The organism is Candidatus Krumholzibacteriota bacterium (assembly GCA_034520215.1).
Classification (GTDB): domain Bacteria; phylum Krumholzibacteriota; class Krumholzibacteriia; order Krumholzibacteriales; family WJIX01; genus JAGHBT01.
This window is the reverse complement of sequence record JAXHNR010000001.1, coordinates 268,953-288,803: the sequence shown is the minus strand read 5'-3', so window position 1 is coordinate 288,803 and position 19,851 is coordinate 268,953. Positions and strand designations below refer to the sequence as shown.

General features: G+C 42.3%; 17 protein-coding genes. 13 read left to right on the top strand and 4 right to left on the bottom strand.

Going from position 1 to position 19,851, the window contains the following annotated elements; genetic code table 11:
* Positions 1-6 precede the first annotated feature (6 nt).
* The 11 genes from U5O15_01205 to U5O15_01155 all read left to right on the top strand — a co-directional run bounded on the left by U5O15_01205 (position 7) and on the right by U5O15_01155 (position 10,936).
* Positions 7-1,095, top strand: coding sequence for a glycosyltransferase (locus tag U5O15_01205; protein ID MDZ7859281.1), 1,089 nt, complete (start codon positions 7-9; stop codon positions 1,093-1,095).
* A 78-nt stretch (positions 1,096-1,173) separates the two neighbouring features.
* Positions 1,174-1,839, top strand: a complete 666-nt coding sequence (locus U5O15_01200; protein MDZ7859280.1) for an acyltransferase — start codon at positions 1,174-1,176, stop codon at positions 1,837-1,839.
* Positions 1,840-2,055: 216 nt separating this feature from the next.
* A complete protein-coding gene (locus tag U5O15_01195) occupies positions 2,056-2,433 on the top strand; it encodes an acyltransferase (GenBank protein MDZ7859279.1) in 378 nt (125 codons plus the stop codon).
* Positions 2,434-2,608: 175 nt separating this feature from the next.
* The gene (locus tag U5O15_01190; protein ID MDZ7859278.1) at positions 2,609-2,890 is read left to right on the top strand and encodes an acyl carrier protein; all 282 of its coding nucleotides are present in this window, start codon (positions 2,609-2,611) and stop codon (positions 2,888-2,890) included.
* A gap of 29 nt (positions 2,891-2,919) precedes the next feature.
* Positions 2,920-3,825 (top strand): NAD(+) synthase, encoded by a 906-nt coding sequence (nadE, locus tag U5O15_01185; protein MDZ7859277.1) that lies wholly within the window; start codon positions 2,920-2,922, stop codon positions 3,823-3,825.
* Positions 3,826-3,908: 83 nt separating this feature from the next.
* Positions 3,909-4,931, top strand: coding sequence for a hypothetical protein (locus U5O15_01180; protein MDZ7859276.1), 1,023 nt, complete (start codon positions 3,909-3,911; stop codon positions 4,929-4,931).
* Between the two features lie 42 nt (positions 4,932-4,973).
* Entirely contained in the window at positions 4,974-6,467 is a 1,494-nt protein-coding gene (locus U5O15_01175; protein MDZ7859275.1) for a polysaccharide biosynthesis C-terminal domain-containing protein, read from the top strand.
* A gap of 102 nt (positions 6,468-6,569) precedes the next feature.
* Positions 6,570-7,388, top strand: a complete 819-nt coding sequence (locus U5O15_01170; GenBank protein MDZ7859274.1) for an RNA methyltransferase — start codon at positions 6,570-6,572, stop codon at positions 7,386-7,388.
* A 20-nt stretch (positions 7,389-7,408) separates the two neighbouring features.
* Positions 7,409-7,909, top strand: a complete 501-nt coding sequence (locus U5O15_01165) for a nitroreductase family protein (GenBank protein ID MDZ7859273.1) — start codon at positions 7,409-7,411, stop codon at positions 7,907-7,909.
* 331 nt (positions 7,910-8,240) lie between these two features.
* Positions 8,241-9,986, top strand: a complete 1,746-nt coding sequence (locus U5O15_01160) for an AMP-binding protein (protein ID MDZ7859272.1) — start codon at positions 8,241-8,243, stop codon at positions 9,984-9,986.
* 5 nt (positions 9,987-9,991) lie between these two features.
* A complete protein-coding gene (locus U5O15_01155) occupies positions 9,992-10,936 on the top strand; it encodes a UbiA family prenyltransferase (GenBank protein ID MDZ7859271.1) in 945 nt (314 codons plus the stop codon).
* 91 nt (positions 10,937-11,027) lie between these two features.
* On the opposite strand, the gene U5O15_01150 is transcribed toward U5O15_01155, so the two are convergent.
* From U5O15_01150 to U5O15_01140, 3 genes are read right to left on the bottom strand one after another with little or no spacing between them, the layout of a single operon-like run.
* Positions 11,028-11,825 (bottom strand): HD domain-containing protein, encoded by a 798-nt coding sequence (locus tag U5O15_01150; protein ID MDZ7859270.1) that lies wholly within the window; start codon positions 11,823-11,825, stop codon positions 11,028-11,030.
* Between the two features lie 7 nt (positions 11,826-11,832).
* Positions 11,833-12,540 carry a protein-L-isoaspartate(D-aspartate) O-methyltransferase gene (locus tag U5O15_01145; GenBank protein MDZ7859269.1) on the bottom strand — a complete coding sequence of 236 codons (708 nt, stop codon included), beginning with the start codon at positions 12,538-12,540 and terminating at the stop codon, positions 11,833-11,835.
* Positions 12,533-14,077 (bottom strand): AMP-binding protein, encoded by a 1,545-nt coding sequence (locus U5O15_01140; GenBank protein MDZ7859268.1) that lies wholly within the window; start codon positions 14,075-14,077, stop codon positions 12,533-12,535. Before U5O15_01140 ends, U5O15_01145 begins: the two co-directional genes overlap by 8 nt.
* A 422-nt stretch (positions 14,078-14,499) precedes the next feature.
* Here U5O15_01140 and U5O15_01135 point away from each other — a divergent pair, with 422 nt between their 5' ends.
* Both U5O15_01135 and U5O15_01130 read left to right on the top strand, forming a co-directional pair.
* A complete protein-coding gene (locus tag U5O15_01135) occupies positions 14,500-15,771 on the top strand; it encodes a dicarboxylate/amino acid:cation symporter (protein MDZ7859267.1) in 1,272 nt (423 codons plus the stop codon).
* Positions 15,772-15,774: 3 nt separating this feature from the next.
* The gene (locus U5O15_01130) at positions 15,775-17,883 is read left to right on the top strand and encodes a tetratricopeptide repeat protein (GenBank protein ID MDZ7859266.1); all 2,109 of its coding nucleotides are present in this window, start codon (positions 15,775-15,777) and stop codon (positions 17,881-17,883) included.
* Positions 17,884-17,905: 22 nt separating this feature from the next.
* On the opposite strand, the gene U5O15_01125 is transcribed toward U5O15_01130, so the two are convergent.
* Positions 17,906-19,555 (bottom strand): Na/Pi cotransporter family protein, encoded by a 1,650-nt coding sequence (locus U5O15_01125; GenBank protein ID MDZ7859265.1) that lies wholly within the window; start codon positions 19,553-19,555, stop codon positions 17,906-17,908.
* Between the last annotated feature and the right edge of the window lie 296 nt (positions 19,556-19,851).

Sequence of the window (19,851 nt, the reverse complement as noted above, 5' to 3'; positions counted from 1 at the left end):
GCATTAATGGACAATAGAATAAATGTACTCCATGTAATAGATTCTCTAGAAACAGGCGGCGCAGAAAAGATCCTCTACAACCTTACCGTAAACATGGACAGCGAGAAATATCGCGTTTCGGTATGCAGCATGGAAGATGTTAGGGACACTTTTATCGTAAAAAAGCTCGAAAATAAAGGGTTCACAATACATTTCCCCGGCAGAAAAAAGGCATTTGACCCAGAACTCCTTCGCAATATTCATAATATTATAAGAAAAGAATCAATCGATATAGTTCATTGCCACGTCGGGGGTGAATTCTACGGACATGTCGCTGCCGTTGCAACCAGGGCCTCGGTGATTACTACATTACACGGTGTATTCCCATACAGTTTCAAACAGAGAGCTATTATTAAACTTTGCGGCCTTTTCAAAAAGAATTACAAAGTCGCCGTTTCCAAAGAATTAAAATCCCTTTACCGTTGCAACGATCTCATTTACAACGGAGTTCATATTTCTTCTCCCGGATCAGCAACTAACAAAATATATCCCGGACTGAGAGACTCTTCAGAACAAATTCTCGTTGGAATCATCGGAAGACTCTCTGTGGTAAAGAATCACAAAAACTTCCTTGATGCTGCCGCGATCATTAGCCCAAAATACACCAATGTGCAATTCCTGATTATTGGTGACGGCCCGCTTTTCTCCAAACTCAAAAAATACGCGAGAGACAAAGGCTTATCCGAGCGTGTGGTTTTTACAGGATCCCGAGAAGATATTCCCTCTATCCTCACCCAAATGGACATCTCAGTGTTGTCATCAAACTCTGAAGGACTTCCCATGGTAATCCTTGAATCGATGGCTGCTTCCAAACCGGTCGTGGCAACCGAAGTAGGGGGAATCCCGGAACTGATTATTAATGGCGAAACCGGCATCCTGGTTAAACCAAGAAATTCGATTGCTCTTGCTGACGGGATAACCAAACTCGTGGAGAGCCAACATCTCAGAGACAGCATGGGAGAAGCCGCCAGATCCAGGATAAAGAAATATTTCTCTACCGATATTATGATCAAGAAATATTGTTCGGTATATAGCAAAATCTTAAAAAACACTTAATGATACCAATTAGGAATGGATTGACTGATAAAAACAGATACGATAAATTTGAGTTCTAAGAAATATGGAGGAATTAGTATGAAATTATTAATTAGTAACTTAAAATTTCTAATTGCCAAATTACTCTTTCCTATTGTTAAAAGACTAAACCGTTTAACAAAATCCAACAAATTGAAAATTTTCGAGAAGAAAATCCGCTTCAAAATATTAGCCAGCACAGACATATACCAATGGAGAGTTGAAATGGCAAGGGATATGGGAGTAAAAATAGGGGAAAACTGCCGGTTGTACACACTTGAATTTTCTAATGAACCCTATCTGATAAAAATTGGCAATGACGTTGTTATCGCTAGCGGAACACAGTTTATAACACATGACGGCGGAGCCTGGATATTTTATAATTGGGATGATCATTCAAATGATATAAATATTTTCGGCAAGATTACAATCGGATCAAATTGTTTTATCGGAATCAATTGCATAATATTACCTGGTACCGTTATTGGTGATAACTGTATTATTGGCGCAGGCTCCGTGGTAAGGGGGAAAATACCAGCTGACTCTGTCGTAACAGGAAACCCCGCAAAGGTAATTATGAAATCCAGTTTGTATAAAAAAATGATCAGTTATAGTAAGAATGCGATAAAAGTCAATTTTTGGGATTTAAAAAAGAGACATAGGCTTGTACGGGAGAAATTTTGTGTCAATGATAAAGATTCTGAAGAGAATATACCATCAAATTAACTATAATAAATACAGGGAAAAAGAATCGTCATTAATCTTGAGATGTTTACTTTGCGGTATACGTACGATTGCTATATATCCCCCAGAGCAAGTATTTTCCACCCGAAAACTATAAAACTTTCAAAAGGAGTATATATTTATAGTAACACTCTAATTAATTTTCTAAAAAATTCAGAACTTGAAATCACAATATCGATAGGAGAAAACACCATTATAATGCCCAATACCATACTAAATCCGCAGACAGGTAAAATTACTATAGGGAAAAATTGTTCTATCAATCCATTTTGTGAACTTCGCGGCCGCGGAGACTTGACAATAGGTGATGACACGCGTATTGGAACAGGAAGCGCTTTTTATCCCAATAAACACATTTATAAAGACCCTGACATACTTATTAGATTGCAGGGTGAAACTCACGAGGGAATTACAATTGAAAACGATGTATTTATCGGCTCGAATGTTAAAGTGCTCGATGGGGTTTCTATAGGCACCGGCTGCGTTGTAGGCGCGGGCAGTGTGGTTACCAAAACTATCCCTCCGTATAGTGTTGCCGTGGGGGTTCCTGCTAAAGTAATAAAACAAAGGAAGTAACTTGAAATACCTCTGATTATTAGCTTAATTGGCAGATAAAATCATGTTTAAAGTTAATTGTTTGTGTTCCAGTTATTATAATATCATACTTGTTTCTGGAAAGAATCTTGCTGATTCGTTACTAATATAAATAACACTACCCATCTTTGCTTTTCGATACTATACTATAACACCTGTGGGAAAGGAAAAAACTGTTCAAGGAGCCGGCATGGAAATAAAAAAAGAAATTCATAGTTACATAGAGGAGAATGTGCTTTTTAATTCAGACGACAATTCCATCTCTGATGATGATTCCTTCATGGAAAAGGGGATTATAGATTCAACCGGAATCTTAGAACTTGTCTCATTCATAGAGGGAAAATTCGATTTCAAAGTAGATGACGAAGATTTGGTTCCTGATAACTTCGACTCTGTAAACAACCTGGCAAGTTACATTGAAAAGAAAATTGTCAATTAATTTAATTCTGACAATGAAGGATATTCAATATGGGTTTCATCAAAGACGCTTTGGAGATAGATCCGCGGGAAGCTTCAGAAAAAATAGAAAAATTAATCCGTGATACCCTAAGGGATCTCTATGGGAAAAAAGGGGCAGTTATTGGACTGAGCGGAGGTCTGGATTCAGCCGTATCGGCAGCTCTCGCCGTCAGGGCTATAGGTCCAAAGAGGGTAACCGGAATACTGCTGCCCGAAAATGACTCCAGCCCCAAGAGCAGGGAATACGGCCTGAAGCTGGCAGACTCTCTTGATATTGATTGTCTGGAAGTTGATATTGCCGGAATATTAGAGAAATTCGGTGTTTACAGAAAACAAAACGCCGTAGTGGAAAAAGTATTCCCCGATATTCAAAAACCCTACAAATTCCGTCTCATTCTTCCGCAGAACCTTCTAGAGAAAAAGCGCTTAAATGTTTATTCCCTGGAAGTCCTTTTAGACGATGGAACTACAAGAAAGGAACGTCTTTCTCACGATGACTATCTGGAATTTATGGCGGCTAACGATATTAAACAGAGAGTAAGAATGGTTCAACTCTACTATGAAGCCGAAAGACGCCATTACATTGTATGCGGTACAACCAACAAATCTGAAACACTGCAGGGATTCTTTGTCAAGTACGGCGACGGCGGCGTGGATATCGAACCGTTAGCTCACCTCTATAAGGTTCAAGTCTTTAAGCTCGGAGAATATCTCGGGATCCCCGAAGAAATTCTGTCGCGCACACCGAGCCCCGACACATACAGTTACGAAGTCAGCGATAAGGATTTTTTCTTCTGTCTTTCTTATGACGTTGCGGATACCATACTCTACGCCATCGAGCACAATATCCCCAGCGAAGAAGTAGCCGATGAGCTCAACCTCACAACGGATCAGGTTGAACGAGCGAGAGTCTAGCCCGCAAACAAAAATCGGCCAGGCATTCAAGGATAATGCCGCCAAGCATCGAAGAGTAACAATGAGATGATAATGACGAATTTGTGTTTAGTATATGGAAAGAGATAAAATTGAAACGATGTTCCAGATGCGTTCTCCCGGAGACATTCCCCGGCATTAGTTTCGATGACGAAGGGGTTTGTAATTTCTGCAGATCTTTCAAAGGTATGGATGATCTTCGTGATTCCATTAGTGAATACAGAGAAAAATTTGAACAGCTCCTTGAAAAGTACCGGAAGAAAGGAACCCATGACTGCCTTATGGCTTACAGCGGGGGTAAAGATTCAACCTATACCATGCTTGTGCTTAAAGAAAAATATGACCTTTCGATACTGGCGCTAACTATGGACAATGGATTTATCTCTCCAGCCGCCATTGACAATATTCGGAAGGTCTCGGAGAAACTCAAAGTTGACAGCATAATATACAAACCCCGGTTCGATCTTCTGAAAAAGATATTCGTCAAAGCTGCAAAATCCCCGATGTATTCAAAGAAAACACTGGAGAGGGCCAGCACGATATGTACAAGCTGTATAGGCATTATTAAATACATGGTGCTCCGCAAGGCGATAGAAAGTAATATTCCCTTTATCACATTCGGCTGGTCGCCGGGACAGGCGCCGATAGAGGCTTCAATATTAAAAAACAACCCTGCAATGATCCGAATGATGCAGAAATCCCTGTACAAACCGATGCTGGAAGCGGCGGGCCCGGAAATCGATAATTATTTTCTGACGGAAAAGCACTTTTCAATGAAAAAGCGTTTTCCCTACAACATCAGCCCGCTCGCTTTCTTAGAATATGATGAAACCAAAATGATGCAAAAAATAGGCGAGCTGGGCTGGGAAAAACCCAATGACACCGATTCAAATTCCACAAACTGCCTCCTCAACGCCCTTGGGAATAAAGTTCACCTGGAAAAATTCAATTTCCACCCATACGCCTTTGAATTGGCAAATCTGGTCCGTGAAGGATACATGGACCGCGGTGAAGCCATTGAACGGCTTGAAGAAAAGGGAAACTCCCAAATCATCAAAGAAGCGCGAAAACGCCTTGAAATAGACTAAATTCTATTCTTAATTGAACTTCAATCAACTTAGAAAAAATCAATGGCTAGTCTGTCTGGGAAACTAATAAAGGGGTCTTTTCTAAGAGTACTCAACCCTGTCTCTAATATCATCGTATCCTTCTTTATGCTCCCATTTGTAATAGGTTCGATTGGGGACAGATGGTATGGATTATGGGTTCTCGCCGCGGCATTTGTGGGATATTACGGCCTTTTGGATCTCGGATTATCCACGGCCAACCAGAGATTTATTTCGAGGGCTATCGGAAGAGGAGAAAATAAAGAAGTAAATATTGTATTCAACACAAGCCTCGGCCTGCTCTCGGCTGGCGCGTTGCTTGCAATACTCGGCTCATTAATTGTAATTGTTTTTACACCTCACTTTGTAGAGAATGCAAATGATATCCATATTTTCAGAATAATTACAATAATTATAGGCTTTTCGATGGCAATATCATTTCCAGTGAGAGCATTCGACGGATTTTTATATTCGCATATCCGATATGACGTAGTAAATATCATAGAATTGGTAAAGTTAATTGTAAGAACAGCTCTGATCGTATATTTTCTCAGCCATGGGAAGGGAATAATAACCCTGGCGCTGATATCTTTTCTCGTTGAAACATCTCAATCCATTGTAAAAGTATCCTATGTTATAAAGAAACATCCCGAACTTAAAATCGGTATATCCTATTTCAAGCGGGATCAAATTAAAACCTTGCTTGGATACAGTATTTACAGTTTTATATCCACAATAGGCAACCGCCTTCAATTTCATCTCGACGCATTCGTTATAACAGCCTTCGCGGGGCTTAGCCTTGTTACTCATTATAATATCGGAACACGTATCGCCGGGTACTATATCCTTATTATAACAAGCATGATCGCCCTTATGGTGCCTATCTTCAGCAAACTTGAAGGCCAAAACAATTATTCACAAATAAGAAAATACTACATCTTTATGACAAAACTCAACACCATCCTGTCTGTTTTTATAGCGGGTTCGCTGCTGATTTACGGCAAAGCCTTTATTATACGCTGGATGGGCCCGGAATACACCGATTCGTTCAAGGTGCTCGCGATTCTTCTAATCGGTTTGTTATTCAACACAATCCAAATATCATCAAAGAGTATTCTGTTTGCTATTTCAAAACATAAAATATATTCAATAGCAATAATAATCGAAGGAGCTGCAAACGTACTGCTAAGTATTATCCTGGTGCGGAAATTTGGTATTCTGGGGGTCGCGATGGGAACAACCATTCCGGCACTGATTAATAATCTGTTTATTATACCCGCATATACAAGCAGAGTTATCAATATTAAATTGGCAAGGTATACTAAGATAGTTGCCGCAATAGTATTATTAGGCGGCGCAATTCACTTCGGAAGCTGGTTGCTTGTAAACGATTTTATCTTGAACAGTTACAGCAGATTATTTATACTCTCGACAGCAACATCAATAGTATTTCTCATTTTAAATGCATTCATAGTGCTCAGCAGGGAAGAAAGAAAATATTTTAAGATAGGCTTTTAGATAAACTCTAAACCTGTTTATTTGCGAATAGAGAAATATAGGCCGAATTTGATAAAACCCTTGATTCCAACCAGCCGGCAGGGGGAAATACGCTGATCCAGAATGAACATCGACAACTCAACAAATATAACCAGCGCGAAGAACCCCGGCATAAAATCACTGATCAGACTGAGGAAAAAAAATGAGCGTGATAAAACGGGGCTTACCTCGATAGAAGGGGTGCGTGAGCTGAGTGCCGCGATCCGCGCCGGAACATCTCTTAAAGATGTATACTGCTGCATGGAAATCATAAAAAGCGATGAAGCAATTTCACTTCTCAATACTCTTAAGAAAAAGAACTGCAGTATAATCACAGTCTCAAGGCATGTCTTCGGCAAAATAGCCTATCGAGGCACAACAGGCGGCTTTGTCGCGGTAGCGGCCGCGCGCGAAACAGGACTTGAAGACCTTCCCGAAGATCAAAATCCATCCTATCTTGTAGCTGACAATGTGGAAAAACCCGGCAATATCGGCGCTCTTCTTAGAACTGCAGACGGCGCGGGAGTTTCCGCGCTTATAGCCAGCGATTTAAAGACAGATCTCTTTAATCCTAATATCATACGTTCCAGCCTTGGAGCCGTATTTACAGTTCCCACAGCAAATGCCGGCTCTGACGAAATAATAGAGTGGCTTAAGAAAAAAAAGATAAATATAATCAGTTCTTCCCCTGACTCGAAGCTGAATTATACCGACATCGACCTTACTCTTCCCTGCGCGATTATCCTGGGCAGTGAAAAGAGAGGATTAAGAAAAAAATGGTTTATCGCGTCAGATAATATCGTTAATATACCTATGAAAGGAGATGTGGATTCACTCAACGTATCTACGGCCGGGGCCGTGCTTCTATATGAAATATTAAGACAGAGATCGATCAAATCATAAAGAATAGGGAGGATAAAGCTATGTCTATTGATATAATTTTAGCGAGACGAAGTATCAGGAAATTCAAAGAACGGGAGATTGAAGAAGAAAAACTAACTAAAATAGTTGAGGCCGGAATGGCGGCGCCGTCCAGCAGAAATAGAAAGCCGTGGCATCTTGTAACCGTAACAGAAAGAGAAACACTGAACAGACTGGCTGAAGGGCATCCTTACGGGAAAATGCTCTTTGAAGCTACAGCCGCTATAGCTGTGTGCGGTGATACCGGGATCTCTCCGGACTACTGGGTGCAGGACTGCAGCGCCGTGACCGAAAACATACTTATAGCCGCCGCATCCCTTGACCTTGGTTCTTGCTGGCTCGGATGCCACCCTCGTGAAGAGAGGGTGTCCGCGATAAAAAAGATCCTGTCCATTCCCGAGAATATCGGCGTCTTAAGTCTGATAGCGATAGGATATCCGGCTGAAGAGAAAGAAGCTAGAACCCAATACGACAAATCCAGAGATCACAGGCAGAGTTGGTAATATCTTCTTACATCTGAAATGGCGTTTTTCGCTCCTGCAGCCTGTAAAAAGGGGTATATCAGGCACCGGTATCCGTAATTGAGAATTTTTCTACTCCAAATTTGTCAAAACGAAATAAACAACTAACCCTAAAAACCATTTGCCTGTATTATTTCTATCGTGCTATTCTGAAAGACGCGGCGGATGCCTTGTAAAGGATTATTATCAGCTCTACCGCAAGAAATGCTGACTATATCAAAACCGAAAGACCGTTATAATAAAAAGGCCTTAAATAAGATAAAGCTATAAAAGATGATTCGCAGTCAGGATATAATTCGAGGAGAGTAATCAAATGAAAAAGTTACAGGAAGAACAAAAAATACAATCCCTCAAAGATCAAGGGATTAAAACACTTTCGGATCTTTTCGAAGACAGCGCTAAAAGATGGGTCGGAAGGAACGCTCTGAGAAAACGTCACGAATGGGGCTACCAGGAAATCTCATACAAAGAATTCAACCGGTTGATCTCTTTTCTCGGCACGGGATTTATACTCGAGGGACTCGAGAAAAATGACAAAGTAATTCTTATCGGTGAGAACTCTCCCGAATGGGCTCTGGTTTACGCCTCTGTAACTTCCAGCAACAGTATAATCGTACCTCTGGACCCGATGCTTAAAGAAAATGAAATACGTCATCTCCTTATGCATTCCGAAGCAAAATTTCTTGTCACATCCCTTAAAATTTACAAAGCCCATATAGAGAATATGCATATCGAAGGGGTAAAAGTAATATTAATAGGCGAAGATGATTCAGGTGAATTGCCAATCAGCCTGGGTAAAATCATGGCAAACGGGAAAAAGTCAATAAACGACGGGGAATCGAGTTTTTTCCAGCGTAAAAGCGAAATATCAGCTGATGATACTGCAGCAATCTGCTATACGTCGGGAACTACGGGAAAGCCAAAAGGCGCCGTCTTACTTCACAGGAATATCATTTCAGATCTCGATTCCATCAGAAAAAGAGCGCTCCTGCTCAGCGATGACAACTTTCTCTGTATCCTTCCGCTTTATCACACATTCGCGACCACATGCGTTTTTCTCACCGCATTCACCTCCGGTTCAACTGTAGTTTTCAGCCGGTCTCTAAAACCAAACATCATACTGCAGGATGTAAAAGAAGAGGATATTTCTGTAATTGTCGCCGTTCCGCTTCTTCTGGAACACCTGATGGAATTCCTACAGCCGGAAGAGAGAAAAGACACCTCGGAAAGCGGCTTTTTCTCCCGCTTTTTAGGGAAGATCAAATCTGGATTCTCCCGCCTGCTGGGCAAAACTGAAACACCCCGCGGTGCGGCAGACATGTCAGGCCTGAAGGACCTTAAGCTTTGTATAAGCGGCGCCGCTCCTCTCCGCCCGGATATAGAAAAGGATCTGATTTCAGCGGGAATACCCCTTGTTCAAGGATACGGTCTTACTGAAGCGTCGCCGGTTGTCAGCTTTAATCCTCCCGAGAATCCGGTTTTCGGAACGGTGGGAACAGCCCTTGACGGTATCGATGTTGAAATAAACAATCCGAATGAAGAAGGTGTGGGGGAAATTGTGGTAACTGGAGAAAATGTAATGAAGGAATACTACAAAAACCCCGATGCCACAAATAACGTTTTAAAGAACGGGCGTCTCTTCACGGGAGACCTAGGCAGGATGGACCCGGACGGTTACATAACTATCATGGGCAGACAAAAATCGGTAATAATAACCCCCGGCGGCAAGAACATCTACCCTGATGAACTCGAGCTACTGCTCAACCGAGATAAGTTTATCCTGGAAAGCGCTATAGTAAAGAATGAGGACAAACGCGGGAACGTACGTATCGCCGCTATCATAGTTCCGGATTACGACACCTTCGGTTCATCCGGGGATGTAGAAAAACCCCTCACGGAAGAAGGGATAAAATCGGTTATTTCGAATCAGATAAATAAAATATCTGATAATCTGCCCGATTATAAGAGGATATCCGATTTTCAGATAAGGGATGAGGAACTTCCAAGAACAACCACAAACAAGCTCAAACGTCACATGATATCATGGGTCAGGGAATAGGAAAGTTGAGCTTAACAACAGAGAAAAAAAGCTTACCGCCCGACTATATATTTCTTCTTCGTCCGATAATTCTAATCCCCGTGTGGACATTTTTTCTTCTGGGCGCTTATCACGGAGCAGATATAGCCGGAAAATCAACGGGAAATCATCTTCTTCTCTACGGAATTTTGTCATTCACCGCTCTGCTTGGAGCCGTTTATATAATTAACCAGATAACAGACAAAGAAACGGATCTTGCCAACAACAAACTCTTCCTGATTCCGCGAGGTATTATAAAAGTAAAAGCCGCCTGGACAGAAACTTTTATCCTTATACTCGTTTCATTTATCACAGCCGCCCTTCTTCTTCCCGGAAGATTTATAATTATTCTCATCCTCAGCTTAATGCTGGGGCTTGCTTATTCGATTGAACCGCTCAGATTTAAAAGAAGGCCCGTTCTCGATATAGCTTCAAACGCCCTCGGCAGCGGTATTCTTAACACACTTGCCGGATGGATGGTGGTCTCCGGCCGAATTGAAGGATGGGAAATTCTCCTTCCGTATCCTCTAGCCGTAGCCTCTGTCCACCTTATAACAACAATCGCCGACACGGAAGGCGACAGGAAAAGTAAACTTAAAACAAGCGGGGTAATTCTCGAACAGCGGGCAGGAGTGATCATATCTCTAATACTTATGGCCCTTTCCGTTGCCGCCGCCATTATAGTTGAAAATAAAACAGCCATGTACGCGTCTCTCTTTTCCCTGCCTTTCTTTTTATTTCCCCTCTTTTCAAAAATAAAAGCCCTGTCTGAAAAAAGAATTCTTCTGCCGGCCAAGATATCGACATTGATATTCTCAATCGCGGCCGGCGTTATATTCAAACTATATATACCTTATCTGGCTGCAGTACTCCTGATAACCCGCGTCTACTATAAACTCAGATTCCAGATATCATATCCGGCTCTGAAATAGAATAAAAATTAACAGACCTGAGGGATTTAGTTCTAAAAACTTTTATGTCTTGGAGTTTCTAGAATGTTGCCCTGATTTTAAGGGGAAATTTCTACTTATGCTCTATTGACTGAACTCTCTTTTCAGCCCTGGCTATTGCTTCTGAAACAGCATCATCGATTTGGTCGCTTTCGGGCAGGAAGGAACGCACACTTTCGATATATCCTCTTTTTAATACCCGTTTGAGCGCGCAGCTAAAATTAATTCCGTATATCCAGCTGATCTGAAGGAGTTTAAAATCATTCTGGTTCTTTAATTCCGAGGACCTTACCGTCCTCCCTTCATGAAGATCATCCAGGATTTCCAGAGAGATACCTTCGGTATCAGGAAGGCCGAGGCCAACAGCTTCGTTAGAATAGCTGTCCCCATTTGAATAATAATCGATCATAACATTCCATATATCCAGTTTGTCCGCGTCTCTCAGTAACTTAAGATAGAACAGGCATTCTTCCGGTTCACCTTTCGGCAGAGAAAACTTGTTATGATGTAATATCGCGCAAAAAACAATCTCCTGTTCCTTTCGGTCAAGACGATCAAGAATAGCTCTTCTTTTAAGAATCTCAACGCCAAACTCCGCGTGGTCAACCGACTCGGCGTCAACGAATGTTCCATATCTTACAAACTGCTCAAATCTTCCAACATCGTGAAGAAGCCCGATAGCCTCAATAAGATGAAGCTTCTCAGCATCTGCTCCCATCTGAGCTCCCATTTCCAGCGCCTCTTTACTTACCCTCCTCGAGTGCTTCTCTTTAAGAACAATATTTTCCAGTTCTCCATACCCGGAGGCTTTGAAGGTTTGAACATACATCGCGAACCAATCTTTCAGCTCCTCAAGCTCTTTCTTTTTCATACGATAATCAATCCCTTATCTTGCCTGTCATGGGCACAAACCTTACCGGAGAGGACTGGATCAATTTCAGTTCTCCGTCCACCTTATTATACACATTCAGGTGCTGCATAAAATCTCCGACCGGAATAACTAATCTTCCTCCTTCGCGCAGCTGCCCAGCAAGCTTCTCTGGAATTCTGGGCGCGGCGGCGGTTACTATAATCGCGTCAAATGGAGCTTTGCCGGGCCACCCGTCATACCCGTCACCGGCTCTGACTTGTACATTATCATATTCCAGAGTATCAAGAAGCGCTTCAGCTCTTGCCGCGAGCTCGGGAATGATTTCAATACTGTAAACAGAATCAGCAATATTAGCCAGAACAGCTGCCTGGTATCCGGACCCCGTTCCAATTTCCAGCACCCTCTCACTTCCCTTCAAATTAAGTGAAGATGTCATAAGCGCCACAATATACGGCTGAGAAATAGTCTGATTCAGTCCTATCGGAAGAGGGCTGTCAACATAGGCGTTCATCTTAAATCTGGCAGGCACGAAGAGATGTCTTTGAACTTCAAGCATGGAAGAAATTACAAGAGAATCTGTAAGTCCCCTGGCTGTTATCTGTTTGCTTACCATCCTCTCTCTTAATTTCTCATAGGCCGGTTCGCCTGAAGAGCATCCGGAAGCGGCCAGTGTTATAAACATAAAATATATAATAGCTGCTTTTTGCTTATTCATCGCCGCTTATTTCTTCCTTCAATTTCTGTTTCAAGATTTTGCCTGATTTATTCTTCGGCAGTTTCCTGCGAAACTCTATAAATTTAGGCAGTTTATACTGCGGTAAATTTTCTCTGAGGTATTTTTCGATCATATCACTATCACAGTCACCTTCTGAACGGGGTACAATAAAGGCTTTTACCGCCTCCCCCAATATATCATCATCAACGCCTATAACAGCGGTTTCGTGAACTTCATTCAGTTCGAGGATCTTTTCTTCAATCTCCTTGGCGCTTACTCTAAATCCCTTTACCTTTATAATATCTTTGCTTCTTCCCACTACAAAAAAGAAACCTTCATCGTCAATCTTAGCGAGATCGCCGGTATAGTACAAACCATTGCGCAATACTTCCGCCGTTCCTTCCGGGTCTTTCCAGTAACCCCGCATGATATTCGATCCCCTGGCGGCAATTTCTCCCACCTCCCCCGGGGGAACGGGATTTCCATTATCGTCAACCAGCAGTAAATCAACATTATCAACCGCTTTTCCAATAGAGCCGAGCTTGTCATCAAGCCGATCAGGTTCAAGATAAGAGAGTCTGGGGGCGGCCTCGGTAGCTCCGTACATAATGTAGAGCTTAGCGGGAGAAAAAACCTCTTTCACTTCCCTCTGGACAGAAGGAGCCATCGCCCCCCCTGCCTGCATAAGATAACGAAGTGAATCGAATGAATACTTCCTAACTGAAGAGCGGTCGAGAAGGATCATGAAAGTTGAGGGAACCCCCGCAAATCCCGTCGCTTTCTGCTTTTTCATGGTAGCGAGCACCTGATTAGGATAAAGGAAGTTATTATCGATAATAACTGTTCCTCCCACGAGAAAATGAGTCAGAAGGAGCGATTTCCCGTAAATATAATAAAAAGGCAGAACAACAAGAATGCTGTCATCTTCTGACAGATGGGCGTAACTGACAATCGATCTCATATTACTCACCAGGTTTAAGTGAGTAAGCATTACACCCTTAGGATTTCCCGTGCTTCCCGACGTGTATACTATCTCGGCGAGATCAATATCAATAGAACGCACATCATTTTTCGCGGCTTCACCTTTATAAACATCAGCCAGTGAAACTGTGTTACAATGACCTATTTTTTTATACCCTGAAAGGTCCTCTTGATCTATTATAATTTCTTTTATTTTCGGACATTTCTTAAGAGCCGGCAGTAACTGCTTTGAATATTTGCCTGTTGTAATAATTGCCTTGGCGTCACTGTTATTGAGGAGATAGATCAAAGCCTCCGTGGTAGTCTGAGTATTGAGACTTACCGACACGCATCCCGCGAAGAGAACCCCGAAATACGCTATGATATGGTCATGGGAATTCTCAATAAGTACGGCGACTCTGTCTGCGCGCTCTATATTATGATCCGCCAGATAACCACTTACTTTCCTGGACATATTAAGAATTTCAGAATAAGTTCTTGTTTCACCCTTAAACCATACGGCGTTTTTATCGGGAAAACGCTCGGCGCTTTTTTCAAGCAAATCGTTAACAAGCATTTTACCTCACATTCCTGTTTATAATTTTTCTATTCTACTCCCTAAGGCCCTTTATGGAATTCCGAGCCGCAATCACGTAAATAAAAACTTCCGCTTTATAAAAAAGCTATAGCCCTTGAATTTCTTTATACCAGAAGATTGAAACCTTTCTGCGAGAATTTCAAGATTTCTTTTATAAAAAACTTAATTAACATATCCCGCGTAAAAATAATCCTTGAATCAATTGTCCGAAGATTATCCATAAGCAGAGTTTGGGCCAGAATCGATGAAAATATAATGGTTTTACGTTTTCACGCATACTATTACATATCATCGACTACCTTATAGGTTATAAAAATTGGGGAAACTCCAATTTTTTTATACTTGCTACTTGAAATGAGTAGGCATACAATATTGCAGGTATTTGGCATTGAGGTTGCCCCATGAAAATATTGAAAAGATTAATAGATTCCCCTCTTCACACTAAGATACTTATTGGATTACTGGCAGGTATTCCCGCGGGGCTGATTCTCGGCCCGAACTCGGAAATGATCAAACCCGCGGGAGATATCTTTCTCCGTCTTATACGAATGATCGTGGTTCCTCTGGTTTTTTCTTCTCTCTTCGTCGGCACTGCCAGTCTTGGAGATATAAGGAAACTAAGCCGAATTGGAGCAAAGACAATAGGTTATTACCTCTGTACCACGGCAATCGCCATAACCATCGGGCTACTGCTCGGAAATATATTCACCCCGGGGAGCAACATCGATGAAACTACAAAAGAGAAACTTATGGTTTCACAGAAATCAGCCGCGACTGAAAAAATAGATATCGCTTCTAAAAAACCGGATATCTTTGACACTATTGTTCAAATTGTTCCGGGTAATCCCATTGAAAGCTTAGCTGAAGCCAATATGCTCCAGATAATCTTTTTCGCCATACTTCTTGGGATCGCCTCTACAATGATACCCTCAACCAAGGGTAAACCTCTCATCGATTTCTTTACTTCGATGAGTGAAACCATGATGAAAACCGTGCATATAGTTATGAAAATAGCTCCCATTGGAGTTTTTGCCCTTATCGCGGTCGTAGTGGGAAAATTCGGAGCTGACATTCTGCTTTCCCTTCTCAAATATTCGATTATAGTCATCGTCGGCCTGGGACTTCATGTTGTCATAACCTACTTTACGGCAATCCGAATCTTTTCCCGCGTAAGCCCAATCGAATTCATGAAGGGGATAAGACCGGCTCAACTGATAGCTTTTTCCACCTCTTCCAGCAGCGCCACTCTGCCGGTTACAATGGAATGCTGCGAAGAGAATCTCGGTATCTCGGAAAATATTTCAAGCTTCGTGCTCCCCCTGGGCGCTACAATAAATATGGACGGCACAGCGCTCTACCAGGGTGTGGCGGCGATATTCATCGCTCAGGTATATGGAATCGGGCTGGGGTTTACAGATCAACTCACAATCGTTCTTATGGCGACACTCGCGTCAATAGGAGCGGCCGGCGTGCCTGGAATTGGCATAATAACTCTCGCGATGGTTCTTGAAACTATCGGAGTTCCCCTTGAGGGAATTGCCCTTATCCTGGGAGTCGACCGGCTGCTTGACATGTGCCGTACAGTGGTAAATATTACAGGCGACAGTTCGTGCGCCCTAATTGTAGGAAAATCCGAGAATGAATTAAAAACAAGACCGGAGATTAGAGAATAGCTGATGTCTATTTCTACAACTTCTGCTCATTTTATCTTTATTTTACTGATGCTGCTCGCGTCGTTTATTTGTCCGGACACCCTGTGGGCGGCAAGCTGGTGGTCTTCTGTTTCCCTTGCCGGCCTCGTGATATTATCACTTATATCTGTGATATTTATCACTTCCAAACCTTCAGAATTTATCAAAAAAAAATCTGCCGGCCGCACTCTTAATAAATCTCTGTATTTTACACTTATCTTGTCGGTTTCAGCGGTTCTTATGTGGCTCTTCAGAGTTAAAGCACCCCTGCACGGAGATATAAACTCAACAGCAAAAGCAATTGCCCGGGGCGCGGTCAACCTTCCGGGTTCTTTTGTTCCCACCGCGATAAATCAGCTCTTCTACCGCGTTACAAATACCATCTTCCTTGCCGGCAGCGCGGCTTCGCTTAATCTTACAAGTATAATCTCGGGACTTATATTTATCGCGGGCGCCTACTCAGTTACCGGCATAATATTTGAGAAATCTTATCGGGGAAGAATTTTATTAACTCTTTTGTTTGTATCAAACGGCTGTTTCGCGGTCTTCTTCGGCGGCGGCAATATTCCCCCGACAGTCCTCTTTTCATTTCTATACGTAATAGCCGCTCTTAAATATATTAAAAAAAAGGTGTCTCTAATAACGCCTGCGCTACTCTTGTTGCTTTCCATCTTTTCCCATCCTTCAGCAATCTACCTTTTGCCCGGGTTTATATACATTTTAATATCCGCCTTTATTTCAAAAGATAAAAAAGGGCACGCGGTGATAGCGTCCGGGATATTTATAATTCTGTGGATTGCGGGTGAAATAATTCTTCCCGTGATATCAGAATACGCCGGCCCCGCTAAATACATATCCGCATTCTTAACCCCGCCCTTTCAAACATGGACACTTACAAAGTCACTCCTCAATATAACTAATGGCTTGGTTTTAGCGGGCCCGATCTTCCTCGCGGCTCTTTTTCTACTCATCCGATCATTGATAAAAGAAAAAGGAAATAGAAACACTGACAGGCAGCACAAATTAGTTACAACGAACATTATTTCGGCCATCCTTGTTATTATCATAGCAAGCGGTTCTGTGGACAACGGATTAAAGTGGTCTGCCCTTTTTGCCACGGCACCTGTGTTTACTCTATACTTTGCCGCAGAAATCAAAAAGACAAGAGATATATCCCTTGTCTTTAAGATGACTCTGCTCATAACGATATCCGGTTTAATTCACCTGCTGCCAATAGTACTTACAGGCTCATCCTTGAAAACTGCCGAGCAGCGTCTTTTGTCTCTCCCTCTTTCTGAAGGCAGAGGTGAATATATCATAGCGGAATCAGCGCGGGATAATTACAATATCGAAAAAGCGGCTGAATACTACAGCCGGGCGGCTGAAAAAGATCCGGAAAACGACAGAGCGTATTACAAACTTGCTGAAATAAGATTCGATCAGGAAGAATATTATGAGGCTGTAAGCTTTTTTACTAAAGCGGCGGAGCTGAACCCCCAGAACCATCACTACCGCTTCAGACTCGCGGAAACATATATAGAAATAAGATGGTATAATGAAGCCGTTCCAATTCTCGAAAAATTGACATCCCGTTTCCCTGACAGCGCTTCCTATTGGACCAAGCTCGGTTACGCCTACAACCACTCAAAGAAGTTTTCAAGAGCGGTAACTGCGTACAACCGGGCTCTCTCGCTTGATCCAGACAATAGAATATACAAGGACAATCTTGCCTCGGCAACACTCAACAGAGGATCCGAGCTTCAGAAAAACGGCAATATTGAAGCGGCAATGGAGAACTACCGCGAAGCGATTAAACTCTCGCCCTACAGATGTGAGGGATACACAAACCTGGCAACAATCGAATTGGATGAAGGAAACTACAGGGAAGCGAGAAAATTACTTTCAAGGGCTCTCAGGAATCCAACAATTACCGCCAGAACCTATTTCATAATGGGTATTGTAATGGAAAAACTCGGAAAATATGAGGAAGCCGTTTACTATCTGGAAAAGTGTAAGAATATAAACCCAATGTCTCCGGCCAGTTATCACATAAAAAAAATCAAGGCAAAAAAAGAAAAAGAATCGAACCTGTAAACTCTTCCCCAGCCCCTCCGGTCTACTTCCACTTAAAGCCGCGTTGGAGGCCCTTCGCAATATTAGAAAGATGATCGCCGATCTTCTCTAGTGAATCAACAAAATCTGTAAAGACAAGTCCGGCTAGAATATCGCATGATTTCTTTTTTAATCTCTTTATGTGTTTCTCACGGAAATCTATCTGCATTTCATTCAGTTTTTCTTCTTTTTCCAGCGCGTCATACGCGTGATACAATTCGCTGTCCTCAAGACCGCCGGAAATATCTTCGATCATTCCCTTAACAACCTTAATCATCTTTCTAAGCTCTTCACGGGCAAACTCGGAAAACAGCAGGCCTTTATTCGGTCTCCTTTCAATAAGCTCCGCAATATTCTCAGCCTGATCGGCAATTCTTTCTATATCATTGACCGAATGTATAAAGACCGGGATCATCCGCGCTTGGTCCTTATCTAAATCCTTGACAGAAATTTCTATTAGATATTTCGTAATTTCCGCCTGCAGATTATCAACGGCGTCTTCTTTCTGTGCCACTTTCCCGGCCAACTTGTAATTGTTTTCCATTACCATATCAACGGCATCATTGAATCCCGATGCGGCAAGATGGAGCATTCTCATAATCTCTTTTCTGCTCTGTTCAAGGGCGAGCGCTGGGGTTTCAATAAGATGCCTCTCGAGGTATTGCGGCTCCATATGAATTTCATCCGGGTGCTCCTTGACAATTGCGACAACCAGTCTCTCGAGCCATATTACAATCGGCAGGAATATAACTGAATTAAATACGTTAAATACGGAATGAGAAAGCGCTATATGAAACATGATATTACCAGTTGTTACCTGTCCCGGTATAATCCATTCGATAAAGTTCTGGTATACCCCAAGATATATCAACACAAGCATATAAGCCGTGCCTATAACATTGAAAAGAGTATGAACCCAGGCTATCCGCTTGCTGTCTGTGTTTCCGCCTATTCTCGCGATTTGGGCTGTAAGGGTAGTCCCAATATTATCGCCGAGAATCAGCGGTAACGTAGCGGGAAATCCGATAAGACCTTTAAGCGCCAGTACCTGAACAAGGGCAATAGTCGCGCTGCTGCTCTGAAACAGCATTGTTATAGCAGTTCCGACAGCTACGCCCAGGATTGGATATTCACTGAACTTTACCATAATATTTTTGATCTGTACGGAGGACTGCAGAGGCGCGAAAGCCTCTTTCATAAACCCGATCCCTACAAAAAGAACACCGAATCCAAAGAGTACTTCACCCCATCTTCTGCTTCTTCCGGTTTTGCAGGTCAGCATGAGGAAGAAACCAACGCCTACCGCGGGCAGGGCGTAATGAGTAATTTTGAAGACAGCGAAGAAACTGACAAGCCAGGCTGTGAATGTAGTTCCTATATTCGACCCTATCACAACCGGTATAGCCTGTCTGAGTGTAAGAAGCCCCGCGTTGATAAAACCGATCACCATAACCGTCATGGCGCTGCTGCTCTGAATAAGAGCGGTCAGCCCCGCGCCGACGGAAAACGCGATAAATCTATTGGCGGTAAGGTATGAAACAATATTCTTAAATTTGTTGCTCGAAACTCTGCCTAGAGCCTCAGACATGAATCTAATTCCAAAAAGGAAAAAGCCCAATCCCCCTATGAGTTGGAATATTACCTCAGCTGCCAAATCTTACCTCCGGAATCCTTTTTCATAAATTAACAAGAAGCATGAAATACCGGTCAAAGGAACTCAACCATAATATAAATATCTCCAGAGTTCAAGACTCAAATTATGTGGAGTTTTCCCAATTTTTACAACCTATTAAGGTAGTCGATGATTTGTAACAGTATGCGGCTGATTGATATTCAGATTTGGGCATATTTACCGCGCGGCATATACAAATACAGCATTATTTACTTACGTTAGATAAGATAATACCAGACTTAACGTAATTAAGATTTCGAGATCATCCTCTTTCATCT

What these genes read in the sequence shown, in the direction of transcription:
- U5O15_01205 (MDZ7859281.1), top strand. Translation starts at nt 7, where the DNA reads ATGGACAATAGAATAAATGTACTCCATGTAATAGATTCTCTAGAAACA.
- U5O15_01200 (MDZ7859280.1), top strand. Translation starts at nt 1,174, where the DNA reads ATGAAATTATTAATTAGTAACTTAAAATTTCTAATTGCCAAATTACTC.
- U5O15_01195 (MDZ7859279.1), top strand. Translation starts at nt 2,056, where the DNA reads ATGCCCAATACCATACTAAATCCGCAGACAGGTAAAATTACTATAGGG.
- nadE (MDZ7859277.1), top strand. Translation starts at nt 2,920, where the DNA reads ATGGGTTTCATCAAAGACGCTTTGGAGATAGATCCGCGGGAAGCTTCA.
- U5O15_01175 (MDZ7859275.1), top strand. Translation starts at nt 4,974, where the DNA reads ATGGCTAGTCTGTCTGGGAAACTAATAAAGGGGTCTTTTCTAAGAGTA.
- U5O15_01170 (MDZ7859274.1), top strand. Translation starts at nt 6,570, where the DNA reads ATGAACATCGACAACTCAACAAATATAACCAGCGCGAAGAACCCCGGC.
- U5O15_01165 (MDZ7859273.1), top strand. Translation starts at nt 7,409, where the DNA reads ATGTCTATTGATATAATTTTAGCGAGACGAAGTATCAGGAAATTCAAA.
- U5O15_01160 (MDZ7859272.1), top strand. Translation starts at nt 8,241, where the DNA reads ATGAAAAAGTTACAGGAAGAACAAAAAATACAATCCCTCAAAGATCAA.
- U5O15_01150 (MDZ7859270.1), bottom strand. Translation starts at nt 11,825, where the DNA reads ATGAAAAAGAAAGAGCTTGAGGAGCTGAAAGATTGGTTCGCGATGTAT.
- U5O15_01145 (MDZ7859269.1), bottom strand. Translation starts at nt 12,540, where the DNA reads ATGAATAAGCAAAAAGCAGCTATTATATATTTTATGTTTATAACACTG.
- U5O15_01140 (MDZ7859268.1), bottom strand. Translation starts at nt 14,077, where the DNA reads ATGCTTGTTAACGATTTGCTTGAAAAAAGCGCCGAGCGTTTTCCCGAT.
- U5O15_01135 (MDZ7859267.1), top strand. Translation starts at nt 14,500, where the DNA reads ATGAAAATATTGAAAAGATTAATAGATTCCCCTCTTCACACTAAGATA.
- U5O15_01130 (MDZ7859266.1), top strand. Translation starts at nt 15,775, where the DNA reads ATGTCTATTTCTACAACTTCTGCTCATTTTATCTTTATTTTACTGATG.